Genomic DNA, 13,571 nt, shown 5'->3' on the forward strand with positions numbered 1-13,571 from the left:
ACGATCCGAGAGAAGCGCAAGCACCCATGCCCACGCGCCACGACATCCGTAACGTCGCCATCGTCGCCCACGTCGACCATGGCAAGACGACCATCGTCGACGCCATGCTCAAGCAGGCCGGTGCCTTCGCCGCCCACCAGCAGCTCGACGACCGCATGATGGACTCGAACGACCTGGAGCGTGAGAAGGGCATCACGATCCTCGCCAAGAACACGGCGGTGAAGTATCACCCCAAGGACGGCGGGGCCCCGATCACGATCAACATCATCGACACCCCCGGCCACGCCGACTTCGGTGGCGAGGTCGAGCGCGGTCTGTCGATGGTCGACGCCGTCGTCCTCCTGGTGGACGCCTCCGAGGGTCCGCTCCCGCAGACCCGTTTCGTGCTGCGCAAGGCGCTCCAGCAGCGCAAGCCCGTCATCCTCTGCATCAACAAGACGGACCGCCCGGACTCCCGGATCGACGAGGTCGTCAACGAGACCTACGACCTCTTCCTCGACCTGGACGCGGACGAGGACCAGATCGAGTTCCCGATCGTCTACGCCTGCGGCCGTGACGGCATCGCCTCGCTGACCAAGCCGGAGAACGGCACCGTTCCCGCGGACAGCGACAACCTGGAGCCGTTCTTCTCGGCCATCCTGGAGCACGTCCCCGCCCCGGTGTACGACGAGGAGGCCCCGCTCCAGGCCCACGTCACCAACCTGGACGCCGACAACTTCCTCGGCCGCATCGCGCTGCTCCGCGTCGAGCAGGGCGAGCTCCGCAAGGGCCAGACGGTCGCGTGGATCAAGCGGGACGGCACGATCTCCAACGTCCGCATCACCGAGCTGATGATGACCGAGGCGCTCACCCGCAAGCCCGCCGAGGTCGCCGGCCCCGGTGACATCTGCGCCGTCGCCGGTATCCCCGACATCATGATCGGCGAGACCCTGGCCGACCCGGAGAACCCGATCGCGCTGCCGCTGATCACGGTCGACCAGCCGGCCATCTCCATGACCATCGGCACCAACACCTCGCCGCTCGTCGGCCGCGGTGGCACGGGCAAGGGCGCGGACGCCAAGGCCGCGGTCAAGAACCGCAAGGTCACCGCCCGCCAGGTCAAGGACCGACTGGACCGCGAGCTGATCGGTAACGTCTCGCTCCGCGTCCTCGACACCGAGCGCCCCGACGCCTGGGAGGTCCAGGGCCGCGGTGAGCTCGCGCTCGCCATCCTGGTCGAGCAGATGCGCCGCGAGGGCTTCGAGCTCACCATCGGCAAGCCGCAGGTCGTCACCAAGGAGGTCGACGGCAAGGTCCACGAGCCCGTCGAGCGCCTCACGGTCGACGTCCCCGAGGAGCACATGGGCGCCGTCACGCAGCTCATGGGCGTCCGCAAGGGCCGCATGGACAACATGTCGAACCACGGCTCCGGCTGGGTCCGCATGGAGTTCGTCGTTCCGTCCCGTGGCCTCATCGGCTTCCGTACGGAGTTCCTGACCAACACCCGCGGTACGGGCATCGCGCACTCCATCCACGAGGGCCACGAGCCGTGGTTCGGCACCCTGACGACCCGTAACAACGGTTCGCTGGTCGCCGACCGCGCCGGTGCGGTCACCGCCTTCGCGATGACCAACCTCCAGGAGCGCGGCGTCCTGTTCACCGACCCCGGCACCGAGGTGTACGAGGGCATGATCGTCGGCGAGAACTCCCGCTCCGACGACATGGACGTGAACATCACCAAGGAGAAGAAGCTCACCAACATGCGCTCCTCCTCCGCCGACTCCTTCGAGGCGATCGTCCCGCCGCGCAAGCTCTCCCTGGAGCAGTCCCTGGAGTTCTGCCGCGACGACGAGTGCGTCGAGGTGACCCCGGAGGCCGTGCGCATCCGCAAGGTCATCCTCGACCAGAACGCGCGTGGCCGTGCGTCTTCCCGCGCCAAGAACGGCTGAGTAAGGTCGCATACGGCCGAGCACGGCGGGGTAGATCATGGTCCTGTGATCTTCGCCGCTCTCGGCTGACATGACGTCAGCACCGGAGCCCGGGCCCCCACAGAAGCTGTGGGGGCCCGGGCTTTTCGTCAAGTCCCGTCAACTCCATTTCGGGGCCGAGGTGTCCGCATATCGGCGATCGCTCTCCGGTACGTGTGTTAACAGTCCGTTTCGGGCGTGTCTGTCTGTGCTCAGTTTGTCCGGATTTCGGTCTTCCCGGCCCTGGTGATGTTGCCAAAACGAGACCGCTTAAGTGTGGTTTACAGCCCGGACGTACTTAATAGTTGGCTCCATTGAGCTCGGGTCAATGGGTCACGCACTGTGGGGAGTGCCGACTCACGAGCACACTCGGGGCACTTGAGTCCAAAGCCGTCAGGGGTGTCGGCGAAACTCGGAGTGCCTCTCTTGTAGTGACAAAGTGGACTCATGAGGAGGAACCCATGCGCGGTGCCAAGAGCGCCAAGTGGGTAACGGGCGCGATCATCGTCGCCCTTGCTGCGACCGCCTGTGGCGGGGGTAAGAGCGGCGACAGCGGCAGCGACGCCAAGGCTGTTGACCCGAACGGAATCTTCTCCATCGAGCTGGGCGAGCCTGAGAAGCCCCTGCTCACCGGTGACACGATGGAGTCCAACGGCTCCGCCGTCATGGCCGGCCTGTTCTCGACCCTGGTCGACTACAAGGCCGACGGTTCCCTGGAGATGATCAACGCCGAGTCGGTCACCACGACGGACTCGAAGACCTGGACCGTCAAGCTCAAGCCGGGCTGGACCTTCCACGACGGCACCCCGGTCACCTCCAAGTCCTACGTGGACGCGTGGAACTGGAACGCCAGCCTGAAGAACGCCCAGGGCCTCGCGTCCTGGTTCGCGGACATCAAGGGCTACGACAAGGTCCACCCGGACGCCGAGGGTGCGAAGCAGACCGCCGACAAGCTGGACGGTCTGACCGTCGTCGACGAGAACACCTTCAAGATCGAGCTCACCAAGGCCGTCCCGTACTTCGGCCACAAGCTCGCGTACATCGTCTTCGCGCCGCTGCCGGACTCCTTCTACAAGCTGGGCGAGAAGCAGCGCGGCGCGGCTCCGGTCGGCAACGGTCCCTACAAGTTCAAGTCCTGGGACCACAAGAAGAAGATCGAGATCACCCGCTTCGACGGCTACAAGGGCCCGAACAAGGCGAAGAACGGCGGTGTGGTCTTCAAGAACTACACCACCCTCGAGGCCGCGTACGAGGACCTGAAGTCCGGCAACGTCGACGTCCTGCGTCAGATCGCGCCGAAGGACCTCCCGGTCTACCGCCAGGACCTCGGCGAGCGCGCCGTGGACCAGCCGTACTCCGCGATCCAGACCATCGCCGTCGCCTTCTACTCCGACCAGTGGAAGAAGCCGAAGCTGGTCGACCCGCGCGTCGTCCAGGGTCTGTCCATGGCGATCGACCGCGCCACCATCACCAAGACGGTGCTGAACGGCACGCGTGAGCCCGCGACCGGCTGGGTCGCCAAGGGTGTCCTCGGCTTCCAGGCCGACGGCGGCGCCGGCGTCACCACGTACGACCCGGCCAAGGCCAAGGAGCTCATCAAGGCCGGCGGCGGTGTCCCCGGCGGCAAGATCTCCATCCAGTACAACGCCGACGGTGGCCACAAGGAGTGGGTGGACGCTGTCTGCAACTCCATCCAGCAGGCCACCGACGTCCAGTGCGTCGGCGACGGCAAGCCGGACTTCCAGGCCGACCTGACCGCTCGTAAGACCAAGCAGGTCAAGTCGCTCTACCGTTCCGGCTGGGTGCTCGACTACCCGGTGAACGCCAACTTCATCTCGGACCTGTTCCGTACGGGTGCGGGCGGCAACCAGGGCGACTTCTCCAACAAGGAGCTGGACGCCAAGATCGCGAAGGCCGACTCGGCCGCCACCCTTGACGAGTCCGTCAAGGCCTACCAGGCGATCGAGAAGGACCTCAAGAACTACATGCCGTCCATCCCGCTCTGGTACTACAAGGTCAACGCGGGCTTCTCCGAGAAGGTCTCGGGTGTCGCCTACGGTCAGGACGGCGACCCGATCCTGACCGGCGTCGAGGTCAAGAAGTAATCACCCGAGCGTAGTCCGCACACCGTCACGGGACTGACGGAACGTCAGTCCCGTCTCGGTGCCTTACGCAGCGGCTGGGGGGCCCTTCCACGACATAGGTATGCCCGGATCCGGGCATGCCGTCGGGGGAGGGCCCGTCGGTTGCGCTGACACATCTCAACGGAGGCATGATGGGGCGTTATGTCGCACGACGACTGCTCCAGATGATCCCGGTTTTCCTCGGGACAACCCTGCTGATCTTCCTCATGGTGCACAGCCTGCCCGGCGATCCCGTGCTTGCCATGTTCGGCGACAAGGGCGCCGACCCGGCGACGCTCGCCGCGAAGCGCCATGAGCTGGGTCTCGACAGGTCCTTGCCGGTGCAGTACTTCACGTACATGCGGGACATGGTCCTGCACCTGGACTTCGGCACCCAGATCCGTAACGGACTGCCGGTCACCGAAGTGCTGGGTGACGCGTTCCCCATCACTCTCCAGCTGGCCGCCCTCGCGTTCGCCATCGAGCTGGTCTTCGGCATCGGCCTGGGCATCATCGGTGGTCTGCGCGCCGGCCGCCTGGCCGACAACCTGATCCTGATCTTCACCCTGCTGATCATCTCGATCCCGGTCTTCGTCCTCGGCTACATCATCAAGATGGTGTTCGCCTTCAACCTGGAGTGGATCGCGCCGAACGTCAGCACCGAGCCGGTGCTGAGCGAGATGATCGCCCCGGCCATCGTGCTCGGCGGTCTCTCCCTCGCGTACGTGGCCCGACTGACCCGTACCTCCATGGCGGAGAACCTGCGCGCCGACTACATGCGCACGGCCGTCGCCAAGGGCCTGCCGCGGCGCCGCGTCATCGGCGTCCACCTGATGCGCAACTCGATGATCCCCGTGGTCACCTTCCTCGGCACCGACATCGGCGCCCTCATGGGCGGCGCGGTCGTCACCGAGGCGATCTTCAACATCCACGGAATCGGCGGCGTCATCGCCGAGTCGATCTCCCGGCGCGAAGGTTCGACCCTGGTGGGCCTCGTCACCATCCTGGTGATCGTCTACCTCGTCACCAGCCTGCTCATCGACCTGCTGTACGCGGTCCTGGACCCGAGGATCCGGTATGCCTGACGTGACCAAGACCGCAGCCGCCGTCGAGGATGCCGTCGCGCCCCCCTCCGTGGACGCGTCCGCACCGGTGGCCAAGGCCGAGAAGGCCCGCAGCCTCTGGGGCGACGCCTGGGCCGACCTGCGCCGCAACCCGTACTTCATCATCTCGTCGGTCCTGATTGCGCTGCTGCTGCTGATCTCGGCGTGGCCGACCCTCTTCACCAACGCGTCCCCGACCGCCGGTGACCTGGTCCACCACTTCCTCAGCAAGCCCGAGCTCGGCAAGGTCGGCTCGCCCGAGTGGCTGGGCTACGACCAGCAGGGCCGCTCCGTGTACGCCCGCCTGATCCACGGCACCCGCGCCTCGATCATCGTCGGCGTCGCCGTCACCGCGATCGTCACGATCGTCGGCGGCATCATGGGCATGATCTCCGGCTACTTCGGCGGCTGGATCGACGCGCTGCTCTCCCGGCTCACCGACGTGTTCTTCGGCATCCCCTTCCTGCTCGGCGCCATGGTCGTCCTGCAGGCGTTCGTCGAGCGGACCGTCTGGGTCGTCGTCTTCGCCCTCGCGTTCCTCGGCTGGACCCAGATCACCCGCGTCATGCGCGGTGCCGTGATCACGGTCAAGCAGGCCGACTACGTCCACGCGGCGAAGGCCCTCGGCGCCGGCACCACCAGGATCCTGTTCAAGCACATCCTGCCGAACGCCATGGCCCCCGTGATCGTCGTCGCGACCATCGCGCTCGGCGGTTACATCTCGGCCGAGGCCACCCTGTCCTTCCTCGGACTCGGCCTCGCCGCCCCGACCGTCTCCTGGGGTGTCGACATCTCCGCAGGCGTCGCTCAGATCCGCGTCGCTCCGCACGTGCTGCTGTGGCCCTCGATCATGCTGAGCCTCACCGTCCTGGCGTTCATCATGCTCGGCGAAGCCGTCCGCAACGCCCTCGACCCCAAGCTGCGCTGAGGAGGGCGTAACAGATGAGCATCATCGACAAGACCGCGGCCGTCCCCGCGCCGCGCGGTGGCGACCACACCGGTCCGCTGCTCGAAGTCAAGGACCTGCACGTCGAGTTCCACACCCGTGACGGTGTGGCCAAGGCGGTCAACGGCGTCAACTACTCGGTGAACGCCGGCGAGACCCTCGCCGTCCTCGGCGAGTCCGGCTCCGGCAAGTCCGTCACCGCCCAGGCCATCATGGGCATCCTCGACATGCCGCCCGGCAAGATCCCGCAGGGCGAGATCCTGTTCCGCGGCGAGGACATGCTGAAGATGTCCGAGGAGGACCGCCGGAAGATCCGCGGCCGGAAGATCGCCATGATCTTCCAGGACGCGCTGTCCTCCCTCAACCCGGTCCTCACCGTCGGCTACCAGCTCGGCGAGATGTTCCGGGTGCACCACGGCATGTCCAAGAAGGACGCCACGGTCAAGGCCGTCGAGCTGATGGACAAGGTCAAGATCCCCGCCGCCAAGGCGCGGGTCACCGACTACCCCCACCAGTTCTCCGGCGGTATGCGCCAGCGCATCATGATCGCCATGGCGCTCGCCCTGGAGCCGGACCTGATCATCGCCGACGAGCCCACCACGGCTCTCGACGTGACCGTCCAGGCCCAGGTCATGGACCTCCTCGCGGAGCTCCAGCAGGAATACAACATGGGCCTGATCCTGATCACCCACGACCTCGGCGTCGTCGCCGACGTCGCGGACAAGATCGCCGTGATGTACGCCGGACGGATCGTCGAGCAGGCGCCGGTGCACGAGCTGTACAAGCGCCCGGCCCACCCGTACACCCGGGGCCTCCTCGACTCGATCCCGCGCCTGGACCAGAAGGGCCAGGAGCTCTACGCGATCAAGGGCCTGCCGCCCAACCTGCTCAAGGTGCCCTCCGGCTGCGCCTTCAACCCGCGCTGCCCCAAGGCCGACGACCTCTGCCGTACGGAGATCCCGGCCCTGGTGCCGGTCACCGAGCAGGACGGCGCGGATCTCCCGGGCCGTAAGAGCGCCTGCCACTTCTGGAAGGAGACGATCCATGGCTGACCTCAGCAAGAACGACGAGGCCGTGGCCGCCGTCGAGGCCCCCGCGGGCCGCGGCGAGCCGATCCTCCAGGTGCGCAACCTGAAGAAGCACTTCCCGCTGACGCAGGGCATCCTCTTCAAGAAGCAGGTCGGCGCGGTCAAGGCCGTGGACGGGGTCTCCTTCGACCTCTACCAGGGCGAGACCCTCGGCATCGTGGGCGAGTCCGGCTGTGGCAAGTCCACGGTCGCCAAGCTCCTGATGAACCTGGAGCGGGCCACCGCCGGCGAGGTCTTCTACAAGGGCCAGGACATCACCAAGCTGTCCGGGCGCGCGCTGAAGGCCGTCCGCCGCAACATCCAGATGGTGTTCCAGGACCCGTACACCTCGCTGAACCCGCGCATGACGGTCGGCGACATCATCGGCGAGACCTTCGACATCCACCCCGAGGTGGCCCCGAAGGGCGACCGGCGCCGCAAGGTGCAGGACCTCCTCGACGTCGTCGGTCTGAACCCGGAGTACATCAACCGGTACCCGCACCAGTTCTCCGGCGGTCAGCGCCAGCGCATCGGCATCGCCCGCGGCCTCGCGCTCAACCCGGAGATCATCATCTGCGACGAGCCGGTCTCGGCCCTGGACGTCTCCGTCCAGGCGCAGGTCATCAACCTGATGGAGAAGCTCCAGGACGAGTTCAACCTCTCCTACATCTTCATCGCGCACGACCTGTCGATCGTCCGGCACATCTCGGACCGCGTCGGCGTCATGTACCTCGGCAAGATGGCCGAGATCGGTACGGACGAGCAGATCTACGAGCACCCGACGCACCCGTACACCCAGGCGCTGCTCTCCGCGGTGCCGGTGCCGGACCCGGAGGCCCGCGCGCACCGCGAGCGGATCATCCTCACCGGTGACGTCCCCTCGCCGGCCAACCCGCCGTCGGGCTGCAGCTTCCGCACCCGCTGCTGGAAGGCGCAGGAGAAGTGCTCCCAGGAGGTGCCGGTCCTCGCGATCCCGCAGCGCTTCCAGGGCGCGGACACCCCGGCCGCCCACTTCTCGGCGTGCCACTTCGCCGAGGAGAAGCAGGTCCTTTCCGTCTGATCCGATCTGTCTGATCCGATCCGTCTGATCCGACCGGAGCCCCGAGAGGCCCCCGGACACCCGCAAGGGTGCCGGGGGCCTCTCGCATGCCCGCGGGACGTCCCATGGGACGGGTGTACGGGTGTCCCGTTCCCGTCCGGCGTCCCACGGGACCGTCCCGGTCCGCAGGGACGGCCGGGACGGCGGGCGGGAGTGGCAGCGTGTGTCGCGGCGCAGCCCAACTGCTGTGCACCGCCTACCACTTCAGGATCAGGGGACACGCCGTGAACGCCCTCACCCGCAGACTCGCCACCGTCGGTTCGGCCCTCGCGATGGCCGGGTCGAGCCTCCTGCTCGCCTCCTCGCCGGCGTCGGCAGCGACGTCCTGTTACGCGGCCGGCTGCACCGGCCTCGACCCCTCGACGACGATCTGCCAGAACGACGCCAGGACCGTGTCCGTGTCGGACCGGTTCGGCGTCGAGCTGCGCTACAGCCCCACCTGCCGGGCCGCCTGGGCCCGTGCGACGCCCGGTTCGGACGCGCCGATGCTCGTCGGCGTCCAGAACACCAGGGGAGACGCCTACACCACCTACACGACCGGCGCCGCCTACAGGTGGACGCAGATGGTGAACGACAAGGACATCGAGGCCCGCGGCTACGGCTTCAAGGAAGTCGGCGCGCAGTACGGCTTCACCGCCTGGTACTAGGAAGCAGGTGGACGCCTCGTGAACACCCTCACCCGCAAGCTCGCCACCGCCGGCTCGACCCTCGCGCTCGCCGCGTCCGGCCTGCTCCTCGCCTCCTCGCCCGCGTCCGCCGCGACCTCCTGCTACGGGCCCTCCTGCACCGGCCTCGACCCGGCCACCTCCATCTGCCAGAACGACGCCCGCACGGTCGCGACGAACAGCATCGGCACCGAGCTCCGCTACAGCCCCACCTGCCGGTCCGCCTGGGCACGGCAGAGCAGCAACTCCCCGATGATCATCTGGGTGGAGAGCAACACCGGCCTGTACAAGGAAGCCCGCTACACCGGCAGCGGCACCGTGTGGACCCCGATGATCGACGACAAGGGCATCATCGGCCGCGCCTGCGGCTACATCACGGGGTTCGAGTGGAACTGCACGTCGTGGTACTAGACCCGCAGAAGGAGATTCTTCGGTGAACGCCCTCACCCGCAAGCTCGCGACCGCCGGTTCGGCTTTCGCGCTCGCCACGTCCAGCCTGCTGCTGGCTTCCTCCCCGGCCTCGGCCGCCACGTCCTGCTACGGGTCCTCCTGCACGGGGCTCGACCCGGCCACCACGATCTGCCAGAACGATGCCAGGACCGTCTCCTGGTCCGACCGGTGGGGCGTCGAGCTCCGCTACAGCCCGACCTGCCGGGCCGCCTGGGCGCGCGCGACCTCCTCCTCCGACGCGCCGATGGAGGTCCACGTCTACAACACGGTGGGCGACAACTACGGCACCTACACGACCGGGCAGACGGTCTGGACGCGGATGGTGAACGACAAGGACATCCAGGCCCAGGCCTATGGCTACAAGCAGGAGACCGGAGGGTGGTGTCAGACCGGCTGGTACTAGCCCATGGCGACCCGCATGACGGCGGTTACGGCAACGACCGGTACCAGACCACCGAAGGAGCTCCACACCCATGAGACAGCTCACCCGCAAGCTCGCGACGGTCGGTTCGGCCCTCGCGTTCGCCGCGAGCAGCCTGCTGCTGGCTTCCTCCCCGGCCTCGGCCGCCACGTCCTGCTACGGGTCCTCCTGCAACGGCCTCGACCCGGCCACCACCATCTGCCAGAACGACGCCCAGACGGTGATGTGGGGGGAGTACGTCGGTCTCGAACTCCGCTACAGCCCGACCTGTCGCGCGGCCTGGGCTCGGTTCAAGTACGGCGACGAGGGCGAGATCTGGGTTCAGAACTCGCTGGGCAACAAGTACGCGGTGCACTATCCGGGTTCGGGGACCGTGTGGACCCGGATGGTCAACGACAAGGACGTCCTCGCCAGAGCCTGCGGCACCTTCGCCAAGGGCACCGCCTGCACCCCCGAGTACTGAGCGAGGCGTCCTTCGACACCGTCACGGTCTCCGACACCCGGCGTGACTCCCGGAGCGTCTGCCACGGCGGCTACGGAACCGTCTGGACCGCCATGGTGAAACGACAAGGACGTCTACGCCCGGACGTGCGGGACGCGCGCCCACGCGACCTTCGAGACCCGTGCACCGCCTTGTACTGACCCACCGAGTTATCCAGTTGAGGAACTCCCATCATGACCTCGGCCAACGAATCGACTCCCAGCCGCCGTTCCCTGCTCACCGGCGGCCTCGCGCTCGGCGCCGCGACGGCGCTGCCCCTGTGGGCGACCGGTCAGGCGCAGGCCGCGACCTCGCTCACCATCGCGGACACCACCGCGTGGGGCGCCCGCCCGGCGAGCAGCCCCGTGCGGGTGCTGTCGACCCCGCCGCAGAAGATCATCGTTCACCACACCGATACCCCCAACACGACCGACTACTCGCAGGCCCAGGCCTTCCAGCTCGCCCGCTCCATGCAGAACTGGGCGATGGACGAACGTCATTGGATCGACACGGGCCAGCACTTCACCGTCTCGCGCGGCGCGTACGTCCTGGAGGGCCGGCACAGCAGCCTGACCGCGCTCCAGGGCGGCACCCAGACCGTGGAGTCGGCGCACTGCACCGGGCAGAACACCGTCGCCATCGGCATCGAGAACGAGGGCACCTACATCACGGTCGACCCGCGCAGCGAGCAGTACGCGAAGCTGGTCGAGCTGTGCGCGTACATCTGCCGCCAGTACGGGCTGCGCGCCTACCAGATCTACGGGCACCGGGACTTCAACGCCACCGAGTGCCCCGGCGACCGCCTGTACGCGATGCTCCCGCAGCTGCGGCGGGACGTCGCCGGCCGCATCGGCGGGGACCCGACGGCCCCTGTGTGGCCGCTGCTGCACAACGGCGACACCGGCGACCGGGTCCGCGCGCTCCAGCACCTGCTCGTCCGGCGCGGCGCCACGATCACCGTGGACGGAAGCTTCGGCCCGGCCACCGAGCAGGCCGTACGGAACTTCCAGTCGCTCGTGACCGCCACGTCCGACGGCTGGGCCGGCAACCAGACCTGGCACCAGCTCGTCGTCCCCGTACGGCAGGGCGACACCGGCGAAGCCGTCAAGGCCGTCCAGCTCCTGCTCACCGCCAAGGGTGTCCCGACGGACGTCGACGGCGTCTTCGGCCCCGGCACCCTGGCCTCGGTCGCCACCTTCCAGAACACGGCCGGGCTGCCCGGCGACGGCCTGGCCGACGCCCGCACCTTCAGCCGTCTCCTCGCCTGAGGTCCTGAGGTCCTGAAGCCCCCACCGACAAAGGAGAAGCCACCGTCATGTCGTCGACCATCCGGTCGTTCCGCCCCCTGCGCGAGGCGGTCCCGCTCGCGGCGCTCGCCGCCCTCGCCGCGCTGCTCGTGCTCATCGGTCTGGGCGCGCCCGCGCACGCCTTCTCCGGCGCGTTCGTCCCCAGTCAGAGCAAGGGCAACCGGGGCTCGGACGTCACCGCCCTCCAGTACCTGCTCAACGGGCAGGGCGCGCAGCTCACCGCCGACGGCGTCTTCGGCTCCGGCACCGACACCGCCGTCCGCTCCTTCCAGTCCTCCCACGGCCTCGGCGCCGACGGGATCGTCGGCCCCAACACCTGGCGGGCGCTGACCCCGACCGTCCGGGAGGGCAGCCAGGGCGAGGCCGTGAAGGCCGTCCAGTACCTGCTCAACGCCAAGCGCGGCGCGGGCCTCTCGGTCGACGGCGCCTTCGGCCCCGGCACCGCCTCGGCCGTCCGCACCTTCCAGAGCCACGCCGGCCTCGGCGCCGACGGCATCGTCGGCCCGGACACCTGGACCAACCTGCTCTGGCACTACGAGTACGCCGACTACAACGCCGGCACCCTGTGCAACCAGAACCCCGACGGCAACAGCTCCGCCGACTGGGGCACCGCCGCCGCCATCGGCCAGCTGGAGGCCGGCGCCCGCACCTTCGCCGCCCTCGGCCGCGGCAAGGTCCCGGTCGGCGACATCGCCTTCGAGCACGGCGGCTCCATCCCCGGCCACGCCAGCCACCAGGTCGGCCTGGACGTCGACTTCTGGCCCGTGCGCACCGACTCGGCGCAGTGCGGCGGCTCCCGCATCACCTGGGAGTCGGGCAGCTACGACCGTGCCGCCACCCGCGAGCTGGTCAAGGCCATGCGCGCCGCCGCCCCGGGACACGTCAAGTTCATCTACTTCAACGACCCGCAGCTGATCGCGGAGGGGCTGACCGTCCAGTACCCCAACCACGACAACCACCTGCACATCCGCTACTGCGAGCCGGTCCACCCGGACGGCAACTACCAGTGCTGACCCGAGAGTTCGAGGAACCCGCCATGACACTCGCGAGAAGACTGCCCGGCCTCGCGGCCGCGCTGCTCGCCGCAGTGGTCACCGCCCTGCTGGCCGGCGTGCTCCAGGCCGCCCCCGCCCTCGCCGCCGACTGGCCGCTGGTCAAGAACGGCAGCAGCGGCGTCCAGGTGACCACCGTCCAGCACCTGCTGACCGCCCGCGGCTACGCCACCTCCGCCGACGGCGTCTTCGGCTCCGGCACCGAGTCCAAGGTCCGCAGCTTCCAGAGCGCGAGCAGCCTCTCCGTGGACGGCGTCGTCGGTGCCGACACCTGGTCCCGGCTGATCGTCACCGTCCGCAAGGGCGACAACGGCTCCGCGGTGAAGGCCGCCCAGGCGCAGCTCAACCGGTACGGGGCGGGGCTCGCCGTCGACGGCGCCTTCGGCGACGGCACCGACGGCAAGGTCCGCTCCTTCCAGTCCTCCCACGGCCTCGACGCGGACGGCATCGTCGGTCCGGACACCTGGCGCGCCCTGGTCACCGGCTCCTCCGGCGGCAGCGGCGGCGGCAGCGGCCTGCTGACCCACGCCCAGGCCGCCGCCCTCTTCACCGCGGCCGGCATCACCTGGAGCTCCTCGGGCAACTGCTCCGACCGCAACAGCAGCAGCTGCACCTCCTTCGACGGCCTGCGTCAGGCCTCCGCCGACGGCGCGGTCGCGCTGCGCCGGGCGAGTGGCTGCGCCATGAACATCACCGGCGGCACGGAGACGGGCCACGCGAGCGGCACGTACAGCCACTGGAACGGCTACAAGCTGGACTTCGCCATGTCGAGCTGCCTGACCGGCTACGTCACCGGGACCTTCCCCTACTCCGGCCAGCGGGGTGACGGCGCCGCCCTCTACACCGCTCACTCGGGCAACATCTACGCCAACGAGGGCAACCACTGGGACGTGACCTTCCTGAACTGACCC

At 68.3% G+C, this 13,571-nt stretch carries 13 protein-coding genes and 1 pseudogene; all 14 read left to right on the plus strand.

Going from position 1 to position 13,571, the window contains the following annotated elements:
* The first annotated feature begins 26 nt into the window (after positions 1-26).
* Entirely contained in the window at positions 27-1,928 is a 1,902-nt protein-coding gene (typA, locus tag AB5J54_RS25915) for a translational GTPase TypA (protein WP_369146313.1), read from the plus strand.
* Between the two features lie 479 nt (positions 1,929-2,407).
* Complete coding sequence (locus tag AB5J54_RS25920) at positions 2,408-4,051, plus strand: ABC transporter substrate-binding protein (RefSeq protein ID WP_369146314.1); 1,644 nt, start codon at positions 2,408-2,410, stop codon at positions 4,049-4,051.
* Positions 4,052-4,221: 170 nt separating this feature from the next.
* Entirely contained in the window at positions 4,222-5,154 is a 933-nt protein-coding gene (locus tag AB5J54_RS25925) for an ABC transporter permease (protein WP_351184476.1), read from the plus strand.
* Positions 5,147-6,100 carry an ABC transporter permease gene (locus AB5J54_RS25930; protein WP_369146315.1) on the plus strand — a complete coding sequence of 318 codons (954 nt, stop codon included), beginning with the start codon at positions 5,147-5,149 and terminating at the stop codon, positions 6,098-6,100. Before AB5J54_RS25925 ends, AB5J54_RS25930 begins: the two co-directional genes overlap by 8 nt.
* A 14-nt stretch (positions 6,101-6,114) precedes the next feature.
* On the plus strand, positions 6,115-7,170 hold the full coding sequence (locus AB5J54_RS25935) for an ABC transporter ATP-binding protein (protein WP_369146316.1): 1,056 nt from the start codon (positions 6,115-6,117) through the stop codon (positions 7,168-7,170).
* Positions 7,163-8,245: an ABC transporter ATP-binding protein gene (locus AB5J54_RS25940; RefSeq protein WP_369146317.1), complete on the plus strand. Its 1,083-nt coding sequence runs from the start codon at positions 7,163-7,165 to the stop codon at positions 8,243-8,245. The genes AB5J54_RS25935 and AB5J54_RS25940 overlap by 8 nt, the downstream gene beginning before the upstream one ends.
* A gap of 263 nt (positions 8,246-8,508) precedes the next feature.
* Complete coding sequence (locus tag AB5J54_RS25945; protein WP_369146318.1) at positions 8,509-8,931, plus strand: DUF2690 domain-containing protein; 423 nt, start codon at positions 8,509-8,511, stop codon at positions 8,929-8,931.
* An 18-nt stretch (positions 8,932-8,949) separates the two neighbouring features.
* Entirely contained in the window at positions 8,950-9,360 is a 411-nt protein-coding gene (locus AB5J54_RS25950) for a DUF2690 domain-containing protein (protein WP_369146319.1), read from the plus strand.
* 22 nt (positions 9,361-9,382) lie between these two features.
* Positions 9,383-9,802 (plus strand): DUF2690 domain-containing protein, encoded by a 420-nt coding sequence (locus AB5J54_RS25955; RefSeq protein WP_369146320.1) that lies wholly within the window; start codon positions 9,383-9,385, stop codon positions 9,800-9,802.
* A 70-nt stretch (positions 9,803-9,872) separates the two neighbouring features.
* Positions 9,873-10,283, plus strand: coding sequence for a DUF2690 domain-containing protein (locus AB5J54_RS25960; RefSeq protein ID WP_369146321.1), 411 nt, complete (start codon positions 9,873-9,875; stop codon positions 10,281-10,283).
* 212 nt (positions 10,284-10,495) lie between these two features.
* The gene (locus AB5J54_RS25965) at positions 10,496-11,569 is read left to right on the plus strand and encodes an N-acetylmuramoyl-L-alanine amidase (RefSeq protein ID WP_369146322.1); all 1,074 of its coding nucleotides are present in this window, start codon (positions 10,496-10,498) and stop codon (positions 11,567-11,569) included.
* A gap of 47 nt (positions 11,570-11,616) precedes the next feature.
* Positions 11,617-12,621, plus strand: coding sequence for a penicillin-insensitive murein endopeptidase (locus AB5J54_RS25970; RefSeq protein WP_369146323.1), 1,005 nt, complete (start codon positions 11,617-11,619; stop codon positions 12,619-12,621).
* A gap of 23 nt (positions 12,622-12,644) precedes the next feature.
* A pseudogene (locus AB5J54_RS25975) lies at positions 12,645-13,076 on the plus strand (peptidoglycan-binding protein); the annotation flags it as partial.
* Between the two features lie 57 nt (positions 13,077-13,133).
* Positions 13,134-13,568 carry a hypothetical protein gene (locus tag AB5J54_RS25980; protein WP_369149460.1) on the plus strand — a complete coding sequence of 145 codons (435 nt, stop codon included), beginning with the start codon at positions 13,134-13,136 and terminating at the stop codon, positions 13,566-13,568.
* Positions 13,569-13,571: the final 3 nt, after the last annotated feature.

Origin of the sequence: Streptomyces sp. R44 (assembly GCF_041053105.1) — a bacterium.
GTDB lineage: Bacteria > Actinomycetota > Actinomycetes > Streptomycetales > Streptomycetaceae > Streptomyces.

Excerpts from the sequence above, each read along its gene's own strand:
- typA (WP_369146313.1), top strand. The coding sequence starts at position 27 with ATGCCCACGCGCCACGACATCCGTAACGTCGCCATCGTCGCCCACGTC.
- AB5J54_RS25920 (WP_369146314.1), top strand. The coding sequence starts at position 2,408 with ATGCGCGGTGCCAAGAGCGCCAAGTGGGTAACGGGCGCGATCATCGTC.
- AB5J54_RS25925 (WP_351184476.1), top strand. The coding sequence starts at position 4,222 with ATGGGGCGTTATGTCGCACGACGACTGCTCCAGATGATCCCGGTTTTC.
- AB5J54_RS25930 (WP_369146315.1), top strand. The coding sequence starts at position 5,147 with ATGCCTGACGTGACCAAGACCGCAGCCGCCGTCGAGGATGCCGTCGCG.
- AB5J54_RS25935 (WP_369146316.1), top strand. The coding sequence starts at position 6,115 with ATGAGCATCATCGACAAGACCGCGGCCGTCCCCGCGCCGCGCGGTGGC.
- AB5J54_RS25940 (WP_369146317.1), top strand. The coding sequence starts at position 7,163 with ATGGCTGACCTCAGCAAGAACGACGAGGCCGTGGCCGCCGTCGAGGCC.
- AB5J54_RS25960 (WP_369146321.1), top strand. The coding sequence starts at position 9,873 with ATGAGACAGCTCACCCGCAAGCTCGCGACGGTCGGTTCGGCCCTCGCG.
- AB5J54_RS25965 (WP_369146322.1), top strand. The coding sequence starts at position 10,496 with ATGACCTCGGCCAACGAATCGACTCCCAGCCGCCGTTCCCTGCTCACC.
- AB5J54_RS25970 (WP_369146323.1), top strand. The coding sequence starts at position 11,617 with ATGTCGTCGACCATCCGGTCGTTCCGCCCCCTGCGCGAGGCGGTCCCG.